Genomic DNA, 23941 nt, shown 5'->3' on the forward strand with positions numbered 1-23941 from the left:
TCAAGGTCGTTGCGGGCGCGATGCCTGAAATAGGGGCAGTTGACCGGCGTACGGAGATGTGACTGTGACGTAAGAGTCAGGAAGGGCCCGCACGACAAAAGGCAACTGCCGCCCGTGGGTCAGCAGTTGCCTTGTCGACAAAGCGTGGCGTGCGCGCCACGCTCCTTCTTCCGTTACTTCTCCTGCTGCTTGCGCCAGCGAATTCCGGCTTCCAGGAAGCCGTCGATCTCGCCGTTGAAAACGGACTCCGGGTTGCCGACCTCGAACTCCGTACGCAGGTCCTTCACCATCTGGTACGGGTGCAGCACGTACGAACGCATCTGGTTGCCCCAGGAGTTGCCGCCGTCGCCCTTGAGGGCGTTCATCTTCTCCTGCTCCTCCTGGCGGCGGCGCTCGAGGAGCTTCGCCTGGAGGACGTTCATCGCGGTCGCCTTGTTCTGGATCTGCGAGCGCTCGTTCTGACAGGAGACGACGATGCCGGTCGGCAGGTGGGTCAGGCGGACCGCGGAGTCGGTCGTGTTGACGCCCTGGCCGCCGGGGCCCGAGGAGCGGTACACGTCGACGCGCAGCTCGCTCTCGTCGATCTCGATGTGGTCGGTCTGCTCGACGACCGGGAGGATCTCGACACCGGCGAAGGAGGTCTGGCGACGGCCCTGGTTGTCGAACGGCGAGATGCGGACGAGCCGGTGCGTGCCCTGCTCGACCGAGAGCGTGCCGTACGCGTACGGGGCCTGGACGGCGAAGGTGGTCGACTTGATGCCGGCCTCTTCCGCGTACGAGGTCTCGTAGAGCTCCGTCTTGTAGCCGTGCCGCTCGGCCCAGCGCAGGTACATGCGCTGCAGCTTCTCGGCGAAGTCGGAGGCGTCGACGCCGCCGGCCTCCGCGCGGATGGTGACGACGGCCTCACGGGCGTCGTACTCACCGGAAAGGAGTGTGCGGACTTCCATCTCGTCCAGCGCCTTCTTGACGGCCGAGAGCTCGGACTCGGCCTCCGCGCGGGTGTCCGGGTCGTCCTCCTCCTCGGCCATTTCGAAGAGGACGCCGAGGTCGTCGATGCGACCGCGCAGCGCTTCCGCCTTGCGCACCTCCGCCTGGAGGTGGCTCAGCTTGCTGGTGATCTTCTGCGCCGCCTCGGGGTCGTCCCAGAGGGACGGCGCGGCCGCCTGCTCCTCGAGCACGGCGATGTCTGCCCTCAGCTTGTCGAGGTCCAGGACGGCCTCGATCGACTCCATGGTCGAGGAGAGGGACTTGAGCTCTTCGGATACATCGACGACTGCCACGGGTCCAGCCTAACGGCTGAGGGCAAGGGGTCTGCCCTCCCGGGCGGGGAGGACGGGTTGCGCTCGGCCTGCGGGGCCTGCCTCCCGGGGGGCGCGCCGTCGTGCATCTGCCGCCAGGGTGGCGGAGCCTGGCCCGCCGCTCCGCGCCGGATCTCTCCCGCCCACCCACCCGATTACCCCGAAGAGGAAGAGCTGGGGTGGGCGGGGCGAATCTGCCGGTGCGGGTGGGGGAAGGGGTGGCGCTGGAGGCTGGGGCTGGGCAGGTCTAGGACGGCTGAGGCTGAGCGGGGCGGCCGTCGGAGGAGCTGGGTGGGGCGGCTTCGGCAGGGGTGGGGGGCAGCGGCAAGGGCTGGGGGGTGCGGCTTCGGCAGGGGTGGGGCAGGGGCCGGCTGGGGCAAGGGCCGGCTGGAGCAGCCGCAGGAGGGGTGTGGCGGTTGCGGCGGGGACCGGGCAGGGCAGCCACGGCGGGGGGCTGGGCAGGGCAGCTACGGGAGGGGCAAGGCGGCCACGGCAGGGACCGGACAGGGCAGCCACGGCGAGGCTCGGCGGATCAACCGCTGGAGGGACTGGGCGGCTGCGGCAGGCGCCGGGCAGGGCAGCCACGGCAAGGGACCGGCGGGGCAGCCGCCGGAGGGGCGCGGCGGCCAAGGCACCGGGCAGGGCAGCCGCCGAAAGGGCGGCGCAGCCAAAGCAGCGGGCAGGGCAGCCGCCGAAAGGGCGGGGCCGCCAAGGCAGTGGGCGCGGTAGTTGCCGGACCGGGTGGGCTGGTCAGGGGGAGTCTGGGGTTGAGTTTTTGGTGTCCTGGGGGGTTGCGTCCGCGTCGTTGTCGCTGGTTGCTGCCCAGGTGCCGATGCCCGCCGCTGCCGCCAGGACCGCTCCCGCCACGCCCAGGGTGATCCTTCGGCGGCGGGCCGATGCTCGGTGGCGGGCCGAGCCGGGGCGGGCGGTGCCGGTGGCGCGGGGGGCGCGGGCGGTGCCGCGGGCGCCGCCGGCCAGCTCGTCCGGGCCCGGCACGCGCATCGACGTGTGGGTGTCCCGGTTGGAGTCGGGGGCCGCTCCGGGGACCAGCGGGACCGCGCCGCGGCGTGGGGCACCCGGGGTGGGCTCGGCGGCGGGCTCCTCCGCCTCCTCCTCTGGGAGCGGCTCCGTGTCCGGCTCGTCCACGTCCAGCGGCGGCATGCCCGCGACCAGCGGCTGCAGCTCCCGCAGGCGCGCCGCAAGCTCCGAGGCGCGCAGGCGGGACGCCGGGGCCTTCGCCAGGCACTGGACCATCAGCTGCCACAGCTCGTCCGGGATGCCGGGGAGGGGGACGACCGTCTCCGTGACATGGCGGCGCAGCACCGCGCCGGGGTGGCCGCCGCCGAACGGCGTGAAGCCCGCGAGCAGCTCGTACAGGACCGTCGCGAGGGCGTAGATGTCGACCGCCGCGCGCGGGGGCAGGCCCTCGATGATCTCCGGGGCCAGATAGTCCGGCGTACCGATGATCTTCGTCGCGCGGGTCCGGCGCGGGGAGTCGATCAGCTTGGCGACGCCGAAGTCCGTCAGGAGTGCCGGGTGCGAGCCGCCGGGGCCGAGCGGGCCCTGCATGTCCAGGAGTACGTTCTCGGGCTTCACGTCACGGTGCACGATGCCCGCCGCGTGCGCCGCCGCGAGGCCGTCCGCGACGTCCGCGACGATCGCGACCGCGGCCTCCGGGGCGAGCCGCCGCTCCCGGTCCAGGCGGGTCCGCAGGTCGGTGCCGCGGACGAGGTCCATGACGAGCGCGAGGTCGTTGCCGTCGACCACCAGGTCGTGGACGCCGACCACGCGCGCGTGGTCGAGGCTGAGCAGCGCCGTGCGCTCCTGGACGAAGCGGCCGACCAGCTCCTGGTCGGACGCCAGGTCCTCGCGCAGGAGCTTGATGGCGACGGCCCCCTCGGGCCCCTCGCCGAGCCACACCGTGCCGGCGCTGCCACGACCAAGGATCTGGTGGGCGGTGTACCGACTGCCGATCTTGCGAGTCAAGACTGCTCCTACGGATGCGTGTTGGCGACAAAACTACGCGGCCTCGACGCCAACCTTCACTCCAGGAGCAGAAATCACCCCACAGGTGTCGACAAATCCCCAGAGTCGGGAGGGGATTCGTCAAGAAGAGACCGAAAAACAGAGGCCGGCCCGGGACCAGTGGTCCCGGGCCGGCCTCATGTCGCGCGTGCTAGTTGCCGCCCAACTTCCCCATCCAGTCGGACACCGTGTCGTACCAGTCCGTCAGCTGGTCCCAGTACCCCTTCGTCGTACCGATCCACTCCTGGAGCGGGCTCAGCTCCCAGATCAGCCAGCTCGCCACGAAGAGGATGACGATCGTGAACAGGCACCCCTTGAGGCAGCCGAGACCCGGGATCTTCATCGGGTTCGCGCTGCGCTGCCGCGGCTCGCGCGGCGCACGCCCGGCCGGCGGCTGCTGGGGCGGCGCCTGCTGGGGCGGCGCCTGCTGCGGCGGCGCGGCGTAGGGCCGCGGCTGCTGCTGGGGCTGCGGCGCCGGAGCGTACTGCTGCGGGCGCTGCTGCTGCGGCGCGTACTGCTGGCGCTGCTGCTGCGGCTGCTGCTGGGGGCGGGCCACCTGGCGCTGGGGGCGGCGGCGCAGCGGGTCCTGGCTCGGGTCCAGATACTGGACCTGCGTCTGTTCGTTGCGGTCGCGGGCCGCCCGCATCTGGCCCTGCCAGGGGTGCGGGTCGTCCGGGTTCGCACCGGGCTGGTTCGGCGGCACCGGCGGCATGACGGCCGTCGGGTCGGCGGCGCCGTGGCTTCCGGAGGGCAGTACGGACGTCGGGTCGGCGTCTCCGGAGCCGGGGCCCGCGCCCGGGCCGGTGTTCTGCATGACGCTCGTCGCGGCGTTCGGGTCGTACGACCCCGCGTTGCTCGGAAGCACCTGCGTGGGGTCGGCGGCGCCGGCCGTGCCCGGAACCGTCGCGGGCGCCGGATCGGGCATCAGGAGGGCGCCCACGCCCTCCGCGGCGGCGATCTGCGCGCTGGACGCGTGCACGCCCACGCCCTCGGCGACGGCCCGCAGGCCGCGCGCGAGGTTCTCGGCGCTGGGCCGGTGGTCCGGGTTCTTGCTGAGGCAGCGCTCTATGACCGTCCACAGCGGTCCGGGGACCGTGGAGGGGCGGCGCGGCTCGGCGCTCAGGTGCTGGTGCAGGACTTCGAGTGCGGAGCCCCCGGCGAACGGCGGACGTCCCGTGACCAGCTCGTACAGCAGGATGCCCGCGCCGTAGATGTCGACCGCGCTGGTCTGCGGGCGGCCCTCGGCGGACTCCGGCGCCACGTACGCGGGCGTGCCGACGAATTCGTGGGTGCGGGTCAGGCCCGGGGAGTCGGCGAGGCGGGCGATGCCGAAGTCGGTGAGCATCGGGTACAGCGCGCCGCCGTCGGCCTCCGTGGACTGCTTCAGGAGGACGTTCGCCGGCTTCAGGTCGCGGTGCACGACGCCGTCCGCGTGGCTCGCGGCGAGCGCGTCGGCGATCTGCGCGGTGAGCAGGGCCGCCGCGACCGGCGTGAACGGGCCGTTCTCACGGAGGTAGCGGTGCAGGTCGGGGCCGTCGACCAGGTCCATGACGAGGGCGAGCAGATCGCCCTCGACGACGAGGTCGCGGGTGCGCACGATGTTCGGGTGCGTGAGCCTGAGCAGGACGGACCGCTCCCGCAGGAAGCGCATCACGACGTCCGCGTCGTTGGCGAGCTCTTCCTTCAGGACCTTGATCGCGACCGTCTCGCCCGGCTGGCCGGGGACGGCCGCCTCGGCGCCCGCGGTCTCGCGCTGGCGGGCTCGCCAGACGGTGCCCGTGGCGCCGCGCCCGAGCGGCTCCTCGAGCAGGTACTTGCTGCCTACCGGCCGCACGTCATGCGCTCCCTGCTGATCTGGCTGGTCTGTCCGGACCCGGCTACCCGCCGGAAGGTGTTCCGACCCACTGTAATGCCGCCGAACGGGGCACCGGCGGGTCACATTCCACCCCGACCCCAAGGTGTCCGGATCGTTGTTCGGTGGAAAGACGCCCGACCGGGGCCGTTGGTTGCCGGGTGGCGGCGAATTGACCTCCGTCACTGACGCGCGAGTAGTGATCGCAACGGTCCAAGCAGGCACTTTTCCGAGCAGAGCCGACCAATCAAGATCACTTACGGGTGGCCGCCGGGCGTGTTGTCAGTGGCAGGTGCGAGGATGCGTATCGATACCGGCCGACGTGCCCGTGTGTGGTGGGGGAATCACAGCGCGAGTCCCCCTGCCCGGCGGCAAGGGCAGAAGGGACCGCTGACGGCGATGCAGATCCGGCTGACCGTCCTCGGGCCGCGCAGCGGCCAGACCGAGCCCCAAGGCGGCCCCGCCGCCCGCGGCGCGAGTGACGTGCTGGTCACCGCGCCCGCAGGGACCTCGCTCGCGGCCGTCGCCTCCGGCCTCGCGTCGGCCGTGGCGGCCGGCGAAGGACCCCTTGTCCTGTACGCGGACGCGGAGCGCCTCGACGCCCAGCGCAGCACCCTCGGCGAGCCCCCGCTGATCGACGGAGCGGTGCTCTCGCTCGGCTCCCCCGCCGAGCCGGGGCCCGAACTGGCGGGCGCGACAGCCCAGTTGCACGTGGTGGCGGGCCCGGACGCGGGCGGTGTGCACCTGCTGCACGGCGGGCAGATCCGCATCGGCCGCTCCGCGGACGCGGACGTCCCGCTGGACGACCCGGACGTGTCCCGGCTGCACTGCGCGGTGACGCTCGGCCCGGACGGCCGGGTGACGGTCACGGACCTGGACTCCACGAACGGCACGTCGGTGGACGGCCGCGAGGTCACCGGCCGCCCCGTCCGGCTCTCCCCCGGCTCCCTGCTGCGCATCGGCGAGTCCGCCCTCCGCCTCACCGGCGGGGACACCGTCGGTGGTGCGCCCGCGACGGCCCCGGACGGCGAGGGGCACGTGCGCGTGCGCACCCGCGTGGCCGCCGACGCCCCACAGTCGTCCGGCCCCGTCGACGCCACCCATCACGCGTACGGCTCGGCGAGCTGGGGCGCCTCCGGAGAGAGCGGTCACGACGGGGCGCACGCGGGACAGACCTCGGCCGCCGACGCGCCGCTCGTACCCCAGCAGGGCGGCGCCCCCGACGCCGAGCGGACCCGCACCGGGACGCCACCGCGCGGGACGACCGTGCCGCGCGGCCTGCGCAAGCGCGGCGGCCTCTCCGCATGGGCCCGGCGGCTGACCGGCGGGCGGGACGACGAGCACGCACAGGCGGGTCACGACGCGTACGACGATGCGTACGACACCGGGGACGATGCCACGTCCCCCGACCCGGCCGCCGGACCCACCCCGGAGGACCTCGCGGTGGCCGCCGCCGCGCGCACCCCGGAGTCCTGGCCCGATCCCGCCGCGCTGCTCCTGACGGCGCTCGGCCCCGGCCCGCGCCTCTGGGAGCGCGGTCCCGGCCACCCGGAGGCGCTCGCGGTCCGGCTCGGCACGGTCGACCGGGCCACCCCCGACGACCGGGGCCTGCTGCCCGCCGTCCCCGTCACCGTGAGCCTGCGGGAAGCGGGCGCGCTCGGCCTCGCGGGACCGCGCGAGCGGCTCACGGGCCTGTCCCGCGCGGTGGTGGCCCAGCTCGCCGCGCTGCATTCCCCCGACACCCTGGAGCTCGTGCTGCTCGGCGCGGACCGGGCGCGGCCGCTGCCGGAGCGGGTCGCCGAGTGGTCCTGGCTCGGCTGGCTGCCCCATCTGCGGCCCACGCACGGCCAGGACTGCCGCCTGCTGCTCGCCTACGACCGCGAGCAGGCCCTGTCCCGTACGGACGAGTTGCTGCGCCGCCTGGAGGACCACCTGGCCGACGCCTCGGGGGCGGGCCGGGCCGAGTCCGCCGAAGGCCCGTCGTCCCGCACCGTCGTCGTGGTGGACGGCGACCCCGGCTCCGCCGATCTGCGGGAGGCCGTGGTGCGGCTCGCGCGGGACGGGCGCGCGGCCGGCATCCATGTCGTCTGCCTCGCCGAGACGCCGGCCGCCTCGCCCGCGTCCCCGGTGTCCGCGACGTACGAAGCGGCCTGCTCGGTGTCGCCCGCCTTCCGGGCCTGCGGTGCCGTCGCGCTGCTCAGCGGTGACGTGGCGACGGCGCTGCGGCTGCTGCGCACGGCGGACGGGCAGCCCGTGGGGCACGGGACGATAGCCGCGGTGGACGCGGTGTCGCAGGCCTGGGCCGAGCGGTTCGCCCGCGCGCTGGCGCCTTTCCGCACGGACGGGGCGCCCGGTGAGGGGCACGCGCGCGTGTCCGCGCCGCTGCCCCAAATGGCGCGGCTTCTGGACGAGTTGGGGCTCGCTCGGGCCACGCCGGCATCCCTGATGGCCCGTTGGGCGGCCGCCGCCGATGATCCGGAGGCGCTCGGCGGGCGGGCCTGGACGGTGCTCGGGGCGGGGCCACGGGGGCCCGTCGTCGTGGACCTCGCCGCCGAGGGGCCGCATCTCCTGGCCGAGGGCCCCGCGGGGAGCGGGCGTACGGAGCTGCTGCGGTCCGTCGCGGCGTCGCTGGCGGCGGCCGAGCGGCCCGACCGGCTGGGAATCGTGCTGATCGACGGGCGGGACAGCACGGGGAGCGCGGTCGGCGGGACCAGCGGGGGGAATGTGCGGCTCGGTGAGGGGCTTTCCGCCTGCACGGATCTGCCGCATGTCACGACCTACCTCGCCGCCAACGACCCTGTGCGGATGCGGGAGTTCGCGCAGTCGCTGACGGCCGAGCTGAAGCGGCGGGCGGAGCTGCTGGGGCGGCTGGGCTTTGCCGAGTGGCATACGCGGCAGGAGGTTTCCGGGCGACTGGTCGGGCAGCGGGCCGGGGGCTCCGTGGCGGCGGCGCAGCCCGCGCGGCCGGTTGCCGGTTCCGACGGGGATCTTGATCCGCCGCCCAGTTCCACGATGCGGTTGCGGCCCGCCGGGGCGCGGAAGGGGCCTGAGCCGGGGCCTCCGCTGCCTCGACTCGTCGTACTTGTCGACGACTTCGACGCACTGCTTTCACCTGCGCTGGGGTCGCCCGGGCGGCCTGCGGCGGGGTCCGTCGTGCGGGCGCTGGAAGCGGTGGCCCGGGACGGGGAGCGGCTGGGGGTGCATGTCGTGGCTACGGCCACGGCCGCGGCCTCGGGGCGTGCGGAGCGGATGGCGGAGTCGGAGGTCGGGGGCCGGGCGTCGTCGCGGATCGTTCTGGACGCGGTTTCCCCTGGGGCGGAGGAGCCTGCTCCTGGGCGCGGTGAGCTGCGTACGGCCGAGGGGCGGGTGGTCGCCTTCCAGGCGGGGCGGGTCACCGGGCGGATTCCTCGTACGGCGACGCTGCGGCCCACCGTTGTCCCCCTGGAGTGGGAGCGGATGGGGGATCCGCCGGCGCGGCGGCCTGTTCGCGAGCTGGGGAACGGCCCTACTGATCTGGCGTTGCTGGCCAGCGCGTTGGAGAGGGCGGCGCGGTCCGTTGCTGCGGACGAGGTGCCGTCGCTGCTGTAGCACTGCGCCTGCGCCGGGCCCTGCTTCATCGGTGCCCGGCGCCGCGGGTTGTGCCCACCCTTCCCCAAGCTCTCGGCTTCGCTCGAGCAGGGGAGACCCCACTCGCCGTGCGGAACACCTGCCCACAACCTGGACGGGCAGCCGATGACGCCACGTCACAACGCCATCACGATCACGCAGTTGACGTGGTTGGCGCTCTTGCCGGTGCTCCCCGGGCGGGCGTAGACAAAGCCGCACGGGACTCGTCCGGGCAGAGAACGGGGCAGTGATGCGCAGCACTCTTCGTATACGCAGGGCACCGCACCATCGGCGTACCACCGCCAAGATCGCCGCAGCGGCCGTCGCGGGAGCGCTCGCGCTCACCATGACCGCCTGCGGCGGGGACGACGACGGCAAGGACGGCGGGGACAAGGACGGCGGAGGCAAGGAAAGCGCCGCCGCGGTCAAGCTTCCGAAACTGGACGGGGAGAAGGTGTCCGTCGCCGCCGTGTGGGGCGGCTCGGAGCGCAAGGTCTTCCTCAAGGTTCTCGACGAGTTCGAGAAGAGGACCGGCGCCGACGTCACCTTCGTACCCGCACAGGACCCCATCATCAGCTTCCTGGAGTCGAAGGTCGCGGGCGGCCAGCCGCCGGACGTGGCGATGCTCCCGCAGGTCGGCGCCATCGAGCAGGCCGTCGAGAACAAGTGGGCCAAGCCGGTCGGACCGGAGGCGCAGAAGCAGCTCGACAAGAACTACGCGCAGGGCTGGCAGGATCTCGGGGCGGTCGACGACAAGCAGTACGGCGTGTACTTCAAGGCCGCGAACAAGTCGTTGGTCTGGTACAACGCGCTGGTCTACGACAACGCGGGCGTCAAGCCGGCCAAGACCTGGGGCGACTTCATGAAGGCCGCCCAGACCGTGTACGACTCCGGGGTGGCGCCGATCTCGGTCGCGGGCGCGGACGGCTGGACCCTCACCGACTGGTTCGAGAACATCTACCTCTCGCAGGCGGGGCCCGAGAAGTACGACCAGCTCGCCAAGCACGAGATCAAGTGGACCGACCCCTCCGTGACGAAGGCGCTGACCACCCTCGGCGAGCTCTTCGGGAAGAAGGGCTTCGTCGCGGGCGGCGCGGACAAGGCGCTGCAGACCGAGTTCCCCGCCTCCGTGAAGCAGACCTTCACCGGCGGCGACCAGCCCAAGGCCGGCATGGTCTTCGAGGGCGACATGGTCTCGCTGCCGATCTCGGAGACGAAGGCGGAGATCGGCACGGACGCCAAGGTGTTCCCGTTCCCGGCGGTCGGAAGCGGAGAGTCCCCCGCGGTCGTCGGCGGTGACGCGGCCGTCGCGCTGAAGGACAGCAAGGGCGCGCAGGCGCTGCTGACCTTCCTGGCCTCGCCGGACTCGGCGAAGATCTGGGCCGAGGCGGGCGGCTTCGTCTCCCCCAACAAGGCCCTGGACTTCGCGGTGTACCCGAACGACGTGCAGCGTGCCATCGCCAAGGCACTCATCGCTGCGGGCGACGACATCCGCTACGACATGTCCGACCAGGCCCCGCAGGCCTTCGGCGGCACGCCCGGCAAGGGCGAGTGGAAGGCGCTGCAGGACTTCCTGAAGAACCCGAAGGACGTGGCCGGCACACAGAAGGCGCTGGAGACGGCCGCCGCCGCGGCCTACAAGGACTGACGCGCGATGGCGTCCGCGAACGCCGGGGGTACGCCGAGCGCGGCGCTGCCCCCGGCCGGCAAGTCGCGCAAGAGCGTGACCGGCACCCGCAGGTCCGTGGCGGTGCTGTTCCTGCTGCCCGCCCTGGTGCTGCTCGGCGCGCTCGTCCTCTACCCCATCGGGTACTCGGTCTTCCGCAGCTTCTTCGACGAGTCGGGCGACTTCACGGCGTTCGGCAACTACAAGACCATGTTCACGGACGACACCATCCTCACCGCGATCAAGAACAACGCGATCTGGGTGGTGGTCGCCCCGACCGTCGCGACGGGCCTCGGCCTGATCTTCGCCGTGCTCACCGAGCGGATCCGCTGGGGGACGGCGTTCAAGCTGGTCATCTTTATGCCGATGGCGATCTCGATGCTCGCGGCGGGCATCATCTTCCGGCTCGTGTACGAGTCGGACCCCGACCGGGGTGTCGCCAACGCGATCTTGGTGACGGCGCACGACACGTTCGCCGAGTCGTCGGCCTTCCCGCAGGCGCATCCCAGTACGCAGTCGCCGCTGAAGTCGGCGGACGGGGGTGCCTTCATCACCCGTAAGACGGTGAACGCGGGCACCCCCGTCGTTCTCCCCCTCACCGGTGTCGCCCCGGACAACATGCCGGACGACGCCAAGGCGGCCGCCGCACCGAAGCCCGACCCCGACAAGGTGACCGGCACGGCCTGGCAGGACTTCACGCGCGGCAAGGGCCGGGGCGAGGTCAACGCCCCGGACAAGGCCGAGTTCGGCTACCCCGGCATCAAGATCGAGGCCGTCAAGGGCGGCGAGGTGGTCGCCTCGACCGAGGCGGCGGCCGACGGCACCTTCGCCCTCCCCAAGGAGGCCGACGGGGCCCAACTCCGCCTCCCCGCCTCCAACTTCCGCGAGCCGTACAACGGCGTGGACTGGCTCGGCCCCTCCCTGATCACGCCAGCGGTCATCGGCTCGTACCTGTGGATCTGGACGGGCTTCGCGATGGTCCTGATCGCGGCGGGCCTGGCGAGCGTGCCGCGTGAACTCCTGGAGGCGGCGCGCGTGGACGGCGCCAACGAGTGGCAGGTGTTCCGCCGGATCACCGTGCCGATCCTGGCGCCGGTGCTCGCCGTGGTCGCGGTCACGCTCATGATCAACGTACTGAAGATCTTCGACCTGATCTTCATCATCGCGCCGAACTCCTCGAAGGACGACGCGAACGTCCTTGCCCTTCAGCTCTACAACTCCGCGTTCCTCGACAAGGACTCGGGAGTGGCGAGCGCGATCGCCGTGCTCCTGTTCCTGCTCGTGATCCCGGTGATGCTTTTCAACATTCGGCGGCTCCGGCGAGAGGGAAGGCGATGATGCGTCACCCACGATCCGGCTGGGGGTCCGGGGGTTATCCCCCGGGAAGGCACAGCAACATTCGGCGGCTCCGGCGAGAGGGAAGGCGATGATGCGTCACCCACGATCCGGCTGGGGGTCCGGGGGTTATCCCCCGGGGAAGCACAGCAACATCCGGCGACTTCGGCGGGAGGCCCGGCGATGACCACCCAGTCCGAAGCGGTGAGCGGTCAGACCGAAGTGGTGAAGGCCAAGCAGTCCCTCGGCGGGCGGATCACCAGCGCCCTCAGCAGCAGTGCCGTACGCGTCTTCCTCGTCGTCATCGGCCTGTTCTGGCTGGTGCCGACGGTCGGGCTCCTGCTCGGTTCGCTGCGCACCTCGTCCGACATGGCCGAGAGCGGCTGGTGGACGGTGTTCAGCAAGCCGTCCCAGATGACGCTGGACAACTACAGCAACCTGCTCAAGGACGAGACGATCACCGACTCGATCCTGTCCAGCATCATGATCACCGTCCCGGCGACGCTGCTCGTGGTCGTCATCGGGTCGCTCGCCGGATACGCCTTCGCCTGGATGGAGTTCCCGGGACGCGACTGGTGGTTCCTCGGGGTCGTCGGGCTGCTCGTGGTGCCCGTGCAGGTGGCGCTGCTTCCGGTGTCGAAGATCTTCGGCTCGATCGGCATCTTCGAGACGACGACCGGTGTGGTCGTCTTCCACGTGGCCTTCGGCCTGCCGTTCGCGATCTTCCTCCTGCGGAACTTCTTCGCGGAGATCCCCCGCGAACTCCTGGAGGCGGCGCGCCTGGACGGCGCCGGTGAACTGCGGCTGTTCGTACGGGTCGTGATGCCGCTCGGCGCGCCCGCGATCGCCTCGCTCGGCATCTTCCAGTTCCTCTGGGTCTGGAACGACATGCTGATCGCGCTGATCTTCGCCGACTCGGAGAATCCGCCGATCACGGTCGCGCTCCAGCAGCAGGTGCGGTCCTTCGGCGACAACGTGCAGATCCTGGCGCCGGGCGCGTTCATCTCGATGGTGATCCCGCTGGCCGTGTTCTTCGCGTTCCAGAGGCAGTTCGTGTCCGGGGTGATGGCGGGCGCGGTCAAGTAGACAGTTTCAGATCAACCGTCAAATGGCCCGGAGATCAAAGCTGTTGAGTATACGTACGGCGAGCGGGGCGGCCTGTGACCGGGCCGCCCCGTCCGCGTCTGTCCCCCGTCTGCCGCATCCGGCGTAACCCGACCGGCCCCCGGGGCGTTTTCGGGCAGTATGCCCGCGCCGACCCATGGATGTCCCTTGCCCCGGTTCAGTGTCATCGTCCCCGTGTACAAGGTGCAGGCGTATCTGCACGCATGTCTGGAGTCCGTCCTCGACCAGTCGTTCACGGACATCGAACTGATCGCGGTCGACGACTGCTCACCGGATGCCTGCGGCGCGATCATCGACGAGTTCGCGGTCGGCGACGGCCGGGTCAAGGCGGTCCACCTCGCCGAGAACGTCGGGCTCGGCCGCGCCCGCAACGCCGGCATGGAGCACGCGACCGGCGACTACCTGATCTTCCTCGACAGCGACGACACCCTCACCCCGGATGCCCTGCACGCGATCTCGGACCGCCTCAAGGAGACGGACGAGCCGGACGTCCTCGTCTACGACTACGCGCGCAGCCACTGGTCCGGCGAGACCGTCCGCAACCAGTACGCGAACCTCCTGGACGAGGAGGGCGAGGCCCCCTTCCGGCTCGCCGACCGGCCCGCCCTGCTGCGGCTGCTCATGGTCGCCTGGAACAAGGCCTACCGCCGGGAGTTCATCGAGCGCGAGGGCTTCGTCTTCCCGCCCGGCCTCTACGAGGACACGCCCTGGACCTTCCCGGTCATGCTGTCGGCGGACTCGATCGCCACGCTCGACCGGGTGTGCCTGCACTACCGGCAGCGGCGCGGAGGCAACATCCTCGGCACCACGACCCGCAGGCACTTCGACATCTTCGACCAGTACGAGCGGGTCTTCGCGTTCCTCGACGAGCGCCCGGAGCTTTCGGCGGCCTGGCGGCCCGTGCTGTTCCGGCGGATGGTCGACCACCTCTCGGTGATCTTCACCAAGCGGAACCGGCTGCCGCGCGGCAGCCGCCCCGACTTCCTGCGCAAGGCCCGCACCCACTACCGCCGCTACCGCGTCCCCGGCGCCCGCGTGCGGACCCGCGACCGGCTGCGGCACACCCTGGTACGCCTCGGCTCGCACCGCACCTACCGGACCCTGTGGACGGCCATGCGGGTGCGGACCAGGGCCAGGCGGTACGCCGCCGCCGTGCGCCGCAAGATCAGGGGGGCGCTGCTCCAGCTGCACTACCGCATCCAGCTGCGCCTCCCCCTCCGCTCGGACCGCGCGGTGTTCTCCGCGTACTGGGGGCGGGGCTACGGCTGCAACCCCGGGGCCCTGGAGGCCGCCGTACGCGAACACGCACCGCACATCCGCACCGCCTGGATCGCCGAGCAGGCCCACCACCACACCCTGCCCACCGCCACCGGCCGCATCCGCCCCGGCACGGCCGCCTACTGGACCGCGCTCGCCCGCTCCAAGTACCTGGTCAACAACGTCAACTTCGACCGCAGACTGGTCAAACGACCCGGCCAGATCATGATCCAGACCCAGCACGGCACACCCCTGAAGCTAATGGGCCTCGACCTCCAGGACCGCCCCGCCGCCGCCCGCGGCACCGACTTCGGAGCACTACTGAAGAACGTAGACAAATGGGACTACGTCCTGTCCGCCAACCGCCACTCCACACTCGTCTGGGAACGCGTCTACCCCGCCGCCTACACCACCCTCGAATACGGCTACCCGCGCAACGACATCTACCAGCGCGCCACCTCCGCCGACGTGGCCCGGCTCCGCGAAAGCCTCGGCATCCCCCGCGGCACGGTCGCCATCCTCTACGCGCCCACCCACCGCGACTACCGCACCACCCAGCTCCACACCCTCGACCTGGACCGCCTCCTGCGGGCGCTGGGCCCCCGCTTCGTCGTCCTGTCCCGCGCCCACCACACCTACAAGGCACCCCTCGCCGCGACCTCCGGCCGGCTCATCGACGTCTCCGACCACCCCAGCATCGAGTCCCTCTGCCTGGCCTCCGACGCCCTGGTCACCGACTACTCCTCCCTGATGTTCGACTACGCCAACCTCGACCGGCCGATCGTCCTGCACGCCGAGGACCGGGAAGCCTACGAAGCCGCCCGCGGCACCTACTTCGACGTACGCGCCTTCCCGCCCGGCGCCATCGCCCGCAGCCAGGACGAACTCACCGACATCTTCGCCACCGGCCACTGGCGCGGCTCGCGCTCGGCCCAGCTGCGCGCGGCCTTCCGAGACCGCTTCTGCGTGTACGACGACGGACGGGCCGCTGAACGAGTTGTGAGGCATGTGGTGCTCGGTGAGGCAGGGGGTCTACCGTCTGTGGCGCCACTGGCGGAGCGGCACCCCGCGCCGGCCGCGGGGGTGGCCGATGAGCCGCTGCCCCGGGCCGACGTCACCGAGCCCACTCCGCGCCTGTAGCGGCACCGTGCGTCCGGCGGCCCCCACACGTCCGGCAGCACCGCAGCACTGTCAGCCTCCCCCCATCTCCAGGACCAGACATGCAGCAAGCAACAGCCCAAGCGTCCGCGCCCGGCAACGCCACGGACGAGCTGCCGCGGCCGCGCCGCCTCGCCGATGTGAAGGGATGGTTCCATCCGGTCGACCAGGTGCTCTTCGACTGGATCCTCAGCCGCCAGGCCGACCGCTCCGAAGCGGGCGACCTGCTCGAACTGGGCGCCTATCTCGGCAAGAGCGCGATCTTCATGGGGACGTATCTGCGGGCGGCCGAGACCTTCACGGTCTGCGACCTGTTCGACTCGCCCGCGCCCGACGAGGCCAACTCCGCGGAGATGGGCCGCTCCTACCGCTCGACGCTCACCCGCCGCGCCTTCGAGGCCAACTACCGCGCCTTCCACGACGATCTGCCGCAGATCGTCCAGGAGCCGTCGTCCGGGATCACCGCGCACGTCGAGCCCGACAGCTGCCGCTTCGTGCACATCGACGCCTCGCATCTCTACGAGCACGTGCACGCAGACATCGCCGCCGCCCGCGAGGTGCTCGGCGAGGACGGCATCGTCGTCCTGGACGACTTCCGCGCCGAGCACTGTCCGGGAGTGGCCGCGGCGACCTGGGGCGCGGTGGCGAACACGGGCCTGAAGCCGCTGTGCATCACGGCGACCAAGTTCTATGGGACCTGGGGCAGTTACGACTCCCTGCACGCAGACCTGGCCGCGTTCCTGAAGGAGCGGGACGACATGTGGCACGGCGCGGAGGAGGTCGCCGACTTCCCGATGATCCGGATCAGCGGCAAGAAGGCGAAGTCTCCGGAGCAGCCGGTCTCCCGCCACGCCGACGAGATCCCGGTCCTGGACGAGCGGACGCCGGAGCCCGCGCCGCAGTCCGGGGGCAACGGCCGCGCCAAGGGCCTGTTCGCCTCGCTGCTCTCGCGCTCGGGGCGTTCCTGAGGGCCGTCAGCGGCGCAGAACGAGGCGAGGGGCCTGTCCCGGACGGTGTCGTCCGGGACAGGCCCCTCGCCGTTCCCCCCGTCACCTCTCCAGCAGCTCGAACAGCTCCTCCCACCGCCGCAGCACCTGTTCCTGGGAGAACCGCTGTACGTTCCTCCGCGCCCGCTCCCCCATCGCGTCCCGCAGCCTGGGGTTGCCGGTGAGCCTCAGCAGCCGGTCGGCGAGGGCCTCGATGTCGCCTGCCGGGGCGAGCAGTCCGTCCTCGCCGTGCCGGACGATCTCCCGTACGCCGGGCGCGCAGTCGAAGGCCGCGCACGGCACCGCGCAGGCCATCGCCTCCATCAGGGCCAGCGGGAAGCCCTCGCCGCGCGAGGACTGCACGAAGACCGAGCTCCGCGCGAGCACGCCCGGCACGTCGGAGGTCCGGCCGAGCCACTCCACCGATCCGTCGAGACCGAGCCGCGTGCACTGCCGCCTGAGGTCCGCCTCGTCCGCGCCCGCGCCGTAGATCCGCAGCGTCCAGTCGGGGCGCTGCGGGGCCACCAGGGCCCAGGTGTCGACGAGCATGTCGACGCCCTTCTGGTCGGCGAGCCTGCCGATGCTGCACACCACCTTCTCCTCGCGCCGCGAGGGCACTTCGGGGAGGTGGGCCAGGGCGTTGGGCATCGCGCCGACGTTGTGCATGCCGTCGGCGATCCAGTCGTCGGCGTCCTCCTGGGTGAGCGCGAGCCAGCGGTCGGCGGCGGGGTAGTTCCGCTTGACGGCGCGGTAGCGGTGACAGGCACGGGTGTAGGCGTACGACTCGTGGCTCATGCCGATGATGCGCAGGCCCGCGGTGTCCGCCTCCCTGATCCACTCCATCGGCCAGACCTGCGTGACGACGGCGACGGCGCCGGGGCGTGCGGCGCGGAACAGCGCGGAGAGCCGGTCGACCGTCCGCTTCTTGGCGGCGATGCGCACGGCTTCCCTGCGCCAGGCCACCAGGTTCAGGCGGCCCGTACCCCGCACGGGGCGCGGGGTCGGCGGGTGCTCGCGGTAGAGGCTGGTCACGGGGTAGCCGAGGTCGTCGGGCAGGTCGAGCTTCAACTCGGCTTCGTGTACGCCGATGACGTGCACCCGGTGGCCGTTGTCCTGGAAGAGGCGGGCCATCTGGTGGGCCCAGGCGGTGACTCCGCCGAGTTCGTCGACGGTGTTGGCGATGAGGAAGACATCGCGGCTCTTGCGCACGGTGGCCAGGGTCGTGGTGGGCATGGTCGTGGTGGTCATGCGCCGGCCCCCTTCTTGTCGTCGGCGTTCCCGAGCTTGCCGGTGCTCCCGAGCTTGTCGGCGTTCCCGAACCGCTCCCTGAACAGGGCGTCCACCACGTCCGCCGCGGCCCGCCCCTCGTCGTACGCGCCGAACCGTTCCGCGAAGGCCCGCCGGGCGTCCGCCCACGCCCCGTCGGTCTGCTTCAGCGTGGCCAGGGTCCGCAGCAGCTCCTCCTCGGACTCGACCACGGGCCCGCCCGCGTCGTCCCGCAGCGAGAAATAGCTGCCCCGCTCGGCGACGTACGCGTCGAGGTCCGGCGCGAAGTGCACCAGCGGACGGTCCAGGAGCGCGAAGTCGAACATGATCGAGGAGTAGTCGGTGACCAGGACGTCGGCGAGGCAGAGCAGTTCGCTGACGTCATGTTGGGCCGACACGTCGAGGACGGTGCCGGGCGGGCAGACCGGAAGGCCGGCCGCCTCCATGTAGTGGGCCCGCACGAGCAGCACATGCGTGTCGCCGAACCGGTCCGCGAACTTCCGTACGTCCAGCGGGAGTCGTACCGCCCTGTTGTTCTTGGGCAGGCCCCGGAAGGTCGGCGCGTACAGGACGACCGTCTTGTGGTCGGGGATGCCGAGCGCGGCGGCGACGGCCGGGCGCGGGAAGCGGCCCGTCTTCTCGTCCCGCGCGCGGGCGGCGACGATCCGGTCGTTGCGCGGATAGCCGCAGCGCAGCAGCCGTTCGTCGGGGATGCCGTAGGCGCGGGCGAGGGTCCGCTCGTCGTGTTCCGAGCGCACCAGGAAGTGGTCGAAGCGGTCGACGGCCCGTTGCAGCCGCGCCCGCTGCGGGGCGTTCTGCGTCTTGATCCGTGCCTCGTCGAAGCCCATGCGTTTGTACGCGGATCCGTGCCAGGTCTGGAGATACGTGGTGTGGCGCGGCTTCTCCAGGGCGTGCGGGAAGCCCTGGTTGTCGATCCAGAACTCGGCGCGGGCAAGGGCCCAGAGGTAGCGCCAGGACCAACGCCGGGCGAGCCGCGCCGACTTGGGGAATCCGTCGGCGGACGTGGCGTACGACCAGGTGCAGCGCAGCCGAAGACCCCGGTCGAGGATCTCCTGGTGGACGGCGCGCGGGCTGTCTCCGTAGCACTTGCCCATATGGCTCTCGAAGACCACGGAGCCCTTGCTGACGGGCAGGCGGCGCAGCACCCGCCGGTAGACGCGCAGCTTGAAGGGCTGTGCGCGCAGCCGGTCGAGCCGCTTGCGCAGGCCCCGGACCCGCAGCCTGAGCTTGCGGGCGGGGCGGAAGTGGGTGGCGTAGTGCAGCGCGGCCCGCAGCAGCCGGACCGCACGGCCACGGGGCCGCAGACGCAGCTCCAGCTTCCCCTTGCCGGTGACGGTGACTCCCCGGGCGTCGCCACTCACCGTCTCCCGCTCGACGACGAGTTCATTGCACAACTCATCACCGTCAGCGGTCAGTTGGAGCCTGGGCTCCCAGACGCGCTCCCCGCTGCCGAGGTCCCGCAGTCCGCCGGTGAGGCCGACGGTGGCCCGCCATACGATCGCGCCGCCGTCGTAGCGCACCTCGTCGACGGGTACGCGAAAGCCCCGCCGCCCGGTGCCGCGCGCCCGCACGTCGAGCCGGGCGGTGAGTCGCGGCCGTTCCGGGAGCAGCCAGGCCGGCAGCGCGATACGCCCCTCCAGGACCGCTTCGGCGCCCTCGACATCGCAGCGGGTGAGCCGGTTCAGGAGGCGCAGGTCCGCCGACTCCCGGTGCTGGTGGCCGAGTTCCGTGACGTCGAGGACTTCACGTACGCGCGGATCCTCGGCCCCTTCGGACCGCCAGTACACCTTCCCGTCGCGCTCGGTCAGCTCCGAGACCACCGTGCCGGGCCGGTCGAGGGCGTACGCGGCGGCCAGGACGCCGTCCGTGTCGCCCTCCGCGAGCAGCCGTACGCAGACACGCTCCACCGGCGCCAGCTCGTCCAGGGCGCGTGCGTCCGCGCGGCCCGCGAGACGCGGGGCGAGCGCGGCGGCCGTCTCGTGGCGGCGCTCGGCGGTGAGCCGGGGGAACGTGCGGGCGCAGGGCAGCACATGGTCGCCGAGGAAGGCCCGTTCGCGCCGGTCGCAGAGGTCGAGCCGGCCGAGGCTCAACAGGTGCGTGGCGACACGGGAGTTGGCATCGGCGAGGGCCGGGGTCTCGCGGGCGGGGTCGGCCGGCGCGCGGTGGGTGCTGATCAGGTTCGGTACGAGGGTGATGGCGCCGACACCGAGCGCCGCCCGCACGCCGAAGAGGACCTCGCTGTGGTCGAGGTCCTCCGCGTACCGCAGCCCCGCCCGCTCCAGCGCGTCCCGGCGGACACAGAACCCGGCGACGAGGGAGTCCCTGACGACCAGCTCGGGGGCGTCGGCGCCCAGGTCGTCGACGGTCCGCGTCCTGCGGTGCAGCGCCGCCTGCCAGCCGGGCCCGCGTTCCTTCTTGCCGCCACGGCGCGTCCAGCGGCCCGCCACCAGGTCGGCGCCGCTGGAGCGCCCGGCCTCGAAGAGGTTTCGGCAGGCTTGCTGCTGGAGCCGTTCGCCTTCGCCGAGCACCATCACGTACCGGCCGCGCGCGGCGTCGAGGCCGAGATTGCGCAACGCCCCTGTGGAGAGCTCCCCTTCGGCCCGCACCAGCCGTACGCGGTGCGGCTGGTCGGCGGCCAGCGCGGCTGCCGCCTCACCGACGGCCGCATCGGTGCCTGGGTCGACGACCACGGCCTCGACGCTCCCCATCGACTGGCCGATGACGGACCGCACGGAGCCCCGCAGCGCGGCCGGGTCCTTGCCGCCGACGACGACACAGCTGACGTCGTGCAGATCGGGCGTGCTCATGCGCGGCCTCCCCGGAACATCGCGTCGGCGACACCGGCGGCGGCGTGCCCGTCGTCCAGATCGCAGAAGACCTCGCGGAATCTGTCGTACGCGCCGGTGTATTCGGCGGTGGCCGCCGCCGGGTCGCGCAGCGCGGCGATCACCTCGTCGCCCGTCGTGAGCAGCGGTCCCGGGGCCTGCGCCGCGAAGTCGAAGTAGAAGCCGCGCAGGGTGTCGCGGTAGTGGTCGAGGTCGTAGGTGTGGAAAAGCATCGGGCGGCCGGTCTGCGCGAAGTCGAACATCAGGGACGAGTAGTCGGTGACCAACACGTCGCTGATCAGCAGGAGTTCGCTCACATCCGGGTGGCGTGTGACGTCGCGGACGAAGTCCGACTCGGGGACGGTGCCGCCGACGAGGTAGTGCCTGCGGAGGAGCAGCACCGAGTCGTCGCCGATCGCGCGCTCGGCGGCCGGCAGATCGAGCTGGAGGTCGAGTCCGTACCGGCCGCCCTTCTTCGGCTGGTTCTCGCGCCAGGTCGGGGCGTACAGGACGACGCGCTTGCCCTCGGGGATGTCGAGGCGTTCGCGTACGGAGGCGGCGACCTTCGCGCGGTCGGGGGCGTGCAGCAGGTCGTTGCGGGGGTAGCCGCACTCCAGGACTTCGCCGGTGTGGCCGAAGGCGCCGCGCAGCAAGGGCGTCGAGAAGCGGTTCGGGGACACGAGCACGCTCCACTGGGCGGCGCGGGCGGGCAGCGTCGCCATGTAGGCGGGGTCTCCTGAGGCGTGGCCCGCGAGGTCGCGGCCGATGCGTTTGAGCGGGGTTCCGTGCCAGGTCTGTACGACGAACTGCCCCTCGGCGCGCTCGAACCAGTCGGGCAGCTGGGTGTTGGTGACGATGTGCCGGCAGCGGGCGAGGGCCTCGTACCACTCGGCGCTCCACAGCGCGACGGGCGTGGCGCTGCCGGGCACCTCGACCTGCTGGTCGCGCACCACCCACAGGTGCTGCGCGCCGACGCCCCTGCGGAGCAGCTCCTCGTGGATCGCGCGGGGCGAGTCCGAGTACTGCCGGCCGTCGAAGCTGCAGTACAGGACGGCGTCCCGGAGCGGCTCGGCGCGGTGTGCGGTGTAGCGCTCGCGCAGCCGACGCTGGCTCGGCGCGCCCCGGTCGGCGAGCGGAAGCGCGGACCCGGACCGGATGTGCAGCCCGTCGTGGGCGTGCCGCTCCAAGGTCATCTCGCGGCCGAACAGGGTCTGTGCGGGGGGCAGTTGACGATGGGCGCCGGGGGCGAGGCAGACCGGGGTGTACTCCTCGGGGTCCGTCGCGCCGGGCTCGCGCAGGTGGAGGTTCCAGCGGCCCTCGGCCAGCGGCAGGGTGCCGCCGGGCCCCTCGACGGCCTCCGGGCGCAGCGCCGCCGTGAACCGCCCGCCGTCGATCCGCACGGGCAGCACGGCCTCGTCGCCGTGGCCGCCGTGCACCAGGACCAGTTCGGCGGGCCGGGTGCCCTCGGCGGGGTGGCTGCCCTCGAGGACCAGCTCGCCGTCCCAGGTCACGCCGTCGACGAGGGGTCGCACGGTCTGGTCGCGCAGCTCCAGGTTGCCCGACGCGTTGGCGAGGACGAGGAGTTCGCGCCCCGGCCGCAGCCCGTACCGCCCCGGCGCCACTTCGGGGACGGCGGCGACCGGGGTGGGCTCGCCGCCGTCCCGGATCAGCGCGACGCCCCACGGGTCGGCCTTGCGGGGTTCGCCGGTGCGCTCGTCCACCCCCGGCAGGAAGAGGGCGAGCGGCACGTCCACGCTGAAGTCCCGGCCGTTGACCAGGGCCGGCACGTCGAGGGCGTCCTTGGTGTACCAGTTCTCGACGCGTACGGAGTCGATGCCACGGGACTCGCCGGGCGCCAGCCGCCCGTGCAGCCGCACCGCGCCGCCGCAGCCCTCGTGCGCGAGCAGCCGCGCCGCGACGCGTTCGGTGCGCAGCCGCAGCCGCCCCCCGCTCGTCGTGACGGCCACCCGCAGGAACTCCTCCAGATACCGCACGGGAAGCGCCGGAAGCCCGCTCATCCGCACCGGTCCGGTGCGCGGAAGTCCACCGCTGACCACGCCCATCTCGACGTTCCAGGTGGTGCTGCGCCGCTTGCCGACGGTTCTGCGCGGGTCGACGACCGTCTCGAACCCGGACCGGTCGTAGTTGTGCAGCCCCTGCTTGGAGCGGTACGTCGCCTCGCGCGCCCGCACGGTGCGCAGCTTCAGCGGCAGCACCCGCCGCCGCCCGGCCCGCAGCCACGCCACCCTGGCCCGCGCCCCGATCCGTCCGGCCGGCAGATTGCGGATGTAGGCGAAGCCCTTGAGCCGCAGCCGGCCCTCGTCGTCCCACGCGGCGTGCGTCAGCCGTGCGGTGAGCGGCAGGTCGGAGCGCTTGAGGGCGACCGTCTCGCGGGGCAGCCCCTCGATGCCGGGGAAGTCGGCCCGGCGTGCGCGCAGGCCCCGGACGCGGAAGGCTCCCGGGTTGGCCTTCTCGTACGCCATGAAGGTCAGCAGATCGTCGACGCGGCGCTGGCGGATGAGCCGCCACTTGACGCGCAGGGCGAGCGGAAGCCCGTCCAGGACCGCCCGGTCGACGGTGTCGGCGAACGCGTTGGCCTGCTCGCAGAACACCTCGCGGTACTCGGCGTCGCCGTGCGCGAGCGCCTCCATGAACAGCCACAGGTCCCCGGCGAGCACGGTCTTGTCGTACCGCCGCTTGGCCTCGTCCCAGATCTCCGCGTCCGGCGCCCCGGCCGCCTTCTCCGCCAGGAAGCCGCTCGCGGTCAGGACGGCGGCGGTGCGGTCGCGGACGGCGCGCGGCTTGGCGCGGCGGTTGGTGATGGAGCCGTCGCGGTCGCGCCACAGATAGACGGGATCCTTGAGTACGTCGACGGAGCCGGCCAGGAAGTGGGCGGGGACGATGACGGGCGTGTCCTCGAAGAGCACGCCCTCCGGGAAGGCGAAGGCATGCCGGTCCCAGAAGTCCCTGCGGAAGACCTTGTTGCAGGCGATGCGGTCGCCGAGCAGCCCCCAGTCGCGGGTGACGTGCGTACCGGTCCGCTCCTTCTCCGTCATCTTGCGGAACATCGGCGACTGCTCGCTGACCCCGTCGGCCCGCAGCCGGTGGACGTTGCCGGTGACGAAGTCGGAGCCGGAGGCGTCGAGCGCCGCGAGCATCCGCTCGTACGCGTCGGGCGGCACGACGTCGTCGCTGTCCACGAACGCGAGGTGCGCGCCCCGTGCCTCCCGCACCCCCGCGTTGCGGGCCGCGCCGAGCCCCGCGTTCTCCTGCTCGACCAGCCTGAATCTGCCGTCCCGTGCGGCGAACTCGCGGGCGATGCGCGGACTCCCGTCGGTGGAACCGTCGTTGACCATGACGACTTCGAGGTCCGGCATGGTCTGCTCGGCCAGTGACCGTAGGCAGGCGCCGAGGAACTCCTCGACGTTGTGGACGGGGACGACGACGGCGAGTCGGGGTGTCATGCGCTGCGCACATTCCTTCCGGAGAACTGTCGGGCACGGCTGCGCGTCCTGCGGGGG

12 protein-coding genes are annotated in these 23941 nt (G+C 72.2%); 6 read left to right on the plus strand and 6 right to left on the minus strand.

All coding sequences use genetic code 11. The features are described from left to right. Positions 1-173: 173 nt before the first annotated feature. From prfB to ACIBKX_RS06720, 3 genes are all read right to left on the minus strand, one after another. Positions 174-1280, minus strand: a complete 1107-nt coding sequence (gene prfB, locus ACIBKX_RS06710) for a peptide chain release factor 2 (RefSeq protein WP_363272034.1) — start codon at positions 1278-1280, stop codon at positions 174-176. 768 nt (positions 1281-2048) lie between these two features. Next, complete coding sequence (locus tag ACIBKX_RS06715; RefSeq protein WP_363272035.1) at positions 2049-3284, minus strand: serine/threonine-protein kinase; 1236 nt, start codon at positions 3282-3284, stop codon at positions 2049-2051. Between the two features lie 190 nt (positions 3285-3474). Next, entirely contained in the window at positions 3475-5157 is a 1683-nt protein-coding gene (locus tag ACIBKX_RS06720; protein WP_363272036.1) for a protein kinase, read from the minus strand. Between the two features lie 417 nt (positions 5158-5574). On the opposite strand from ACIBKX_RS06720, the gene ACIBKX_RS06725 reads away from it, so the two are divergent. The 6 genes from ACIBKX_RS06725 to ACIBKX_RS06750 all read left to right on the plus strand — a co-directional run bounded on the left by ACIBKX_RS06725 (position 5575) and on the right by ACIBKX_RS06750 (position 16290). After that, the gene (locus ACIBKX_RS06725; protein WP_363272037.1) at positions 5575-8763 is read left to right on the plus strand and encodes an FHA domain-containing protein; all 3189 of its coding nucleotides are present in this window, start codon (positions 5575-5577) and stop codon (positions 8761-8763) included. A gap of 268 nt (positions 8764-9031) precedes the next feature. After that, on the plus strand, positions 9032-10429 hold the full coding sequence (locus ACIBKX_RS06730; RefSeq protein ID WP_363272038.1) for an ABC transporter substrate-binding protein: 1398 nt from the start codon (positions 9032-9034) through the stop codon (positions 10427-10429). Positions 10430-10435: 6 nt separating this feature from the next. Then, on the plus strand, positions 10436-11785 hold the full coding sequence (locus tag ACIBKX_RS06735) for a carbohydrate ABC transporter permease (RefSeq protein ID WP_399375654.1): 1350 nt from the start codon (positions 10436-10438) through the stop codon (positions 11783-11785). Between the two features lie 180 nt (positions 11786-11965). Beyond that, a complete protein-coding gene (locus tag ACIBKX_RS06740; RefSeq protein WP_363272039.1) occupies positions 11966-12868 on the plus strand; it encodes a carbohydrate ABC transporter permease in 903 nt (300 codons plus the stop codon). Positions 12869-13054: 186 nt separating this feature from the next. Then, positions 13055-15304: a CDP-glycerol glycerophosphotransferase family protein gene (locus tag ACIBKX_RS06745; RefSeq protein ID WP_399375655.1), complete on the plus strand. Its 2250-nt coding sequence runs from the start codon at positions 13055-13057 to the stop codon at positions 15302-15304. An 80-nt stretch (positions 15305-15384) separates the two neighbouring features. After that, on the plus strand, positions 15385-16290 hold the full coding sequence (locus ACIBKX_RS06750) for a class I SAM-dependent methyltransferase (protein ID WP_363276738.1): 906 nt from the start codon (positions 15385-15387) through the stop codon (positions 16288-16290). An 81-nt stretch (positions 16291-16371) separates the two neighbouring features. Here the strand turns inward: ACIBKX_RS06750 and ACIBKX_RS06755 are convergent, their stop codons facing one another. Genes ACIBKX_RS06755 through ACIBKX_RS06765 form a run of 3 tightly spaced genes read right to left on the minus strand, consistent with a single transcriptional unit; the run spans position 16372 to position 23884 of the window. Then, positions 16372-17556, minus strand: coding sequence for a glycosyltransferase (locus tag ACIBKX_RS06755; protein ID WP_363276737.1), 1185 nt, complete (start codon positions 17554-17556; stop codon positions 16372-16374). Next, positions 17553-20402 carry a CDP-glycerol glycerophosphotransferase family protein gene (locus tag ACIBKX_RS06760; protein WP_363276736.1) on the minus strand — a complete coding sequence of 950 codons (2850 nt, stop codon included), beginning with the start codon at positions 20400-20402 and terminating at the stop codon, positions 17553-17555. Before ACIBKX_RS06760 ends, ACIBKX_RS06755 begins: the two co-directional genes overlap by 4 nt. Then, positions 20399-23884 (minus strand): CDP-glycerol glycerophosphotransferase family protein, encoded by a 3486-nt coding sequence (locus ACIBKX_RS06765; RefSeq protein ID WP_363276735.1) that lies wholly within the window; start codon positions 23882-23884, stop codon positions 20399-20401. The genes ACIBKX_RS06760 and ACIBKX_RS06765 overlap by 4 nt, the downstream gene beginning before the upstream one ends. Positions 23885-23941 lie beyond the last annotated feature (57 nt).

The organism is Streptomyces sp. NPDC050658 (assembly GCF_044457025.1).
Taxonomy (GTDB): domain Bacteria; phylum Actinomycetota; class Actinomycetes; order Streptomycetales; family Streptomycetaceae; genus Streptomyces.

What these genes read in the sequence shown, in the direction of transcription:
- ACIBKX_RS06725 (WP_363272037.1), top strand. Translation starts at nt 5,575, where the DNA reads ATGCAGATCCGGCTGACCGTCCTCGGGCCGCGCAGCGGCCAGACCGAG.
- ACIBKX_RS06730 (WP_363272038.1), top strand. Translation starts at nt 9,032, where the DNA reads ATGCGCAGCACTCTTCGTATACGCAGGGCACCGCACCATCGGCGTACC.
- ACIBKX_RS06735 (WP_399375654.1), top strand. Translation starts at nt 10,436, where the DNA reads ATGGCGTCCGCGAACGCCGGGGGTACGCCGAGCGCGGCGCTGCCCCCG.
- ACIBKX_RS06740 (WP_363272039.1), top strand. Translation starts at nt 11,966, where the DNA reads ATGACCACCCAGTCCGAAGCGGTGAGCGGTCAGACCGAAGTGGTGAAG.
- ACIBKX_RS06750 (WP_363276738.1), top strand. Translation starts at nt 15,385, where the DNA reads ATGCAGCAAGCAACAGCCCAAGCGTCCGCGCCCGGCAACGCCACGGAC.
- ACIBKX_RS06755 (WP_363276737.1), bottom strand. Translation starts at nt 17,556, where the DNA reads ATGACCACCACGACCATGCCCACCACGACCCTGGCCACCGTGCGCAAG.
- ACIBKX_RS06760 (WP_363276736.1), bottom strand. Translation starts at nt 20,402, where the DNA reads ATGAGCACGCCCGATCTGCACGACGTCAGCTGTGTCGTCGTCGGCGGC.
- ACIBKX_RS06765 (WP_363276735.1), bottom strand. Translation starts at nt 23,884, where the DNA reads ATGACACCCCGACTCGCCGTCGTCGTCCCCGTCCACAACGTCGAGGAG.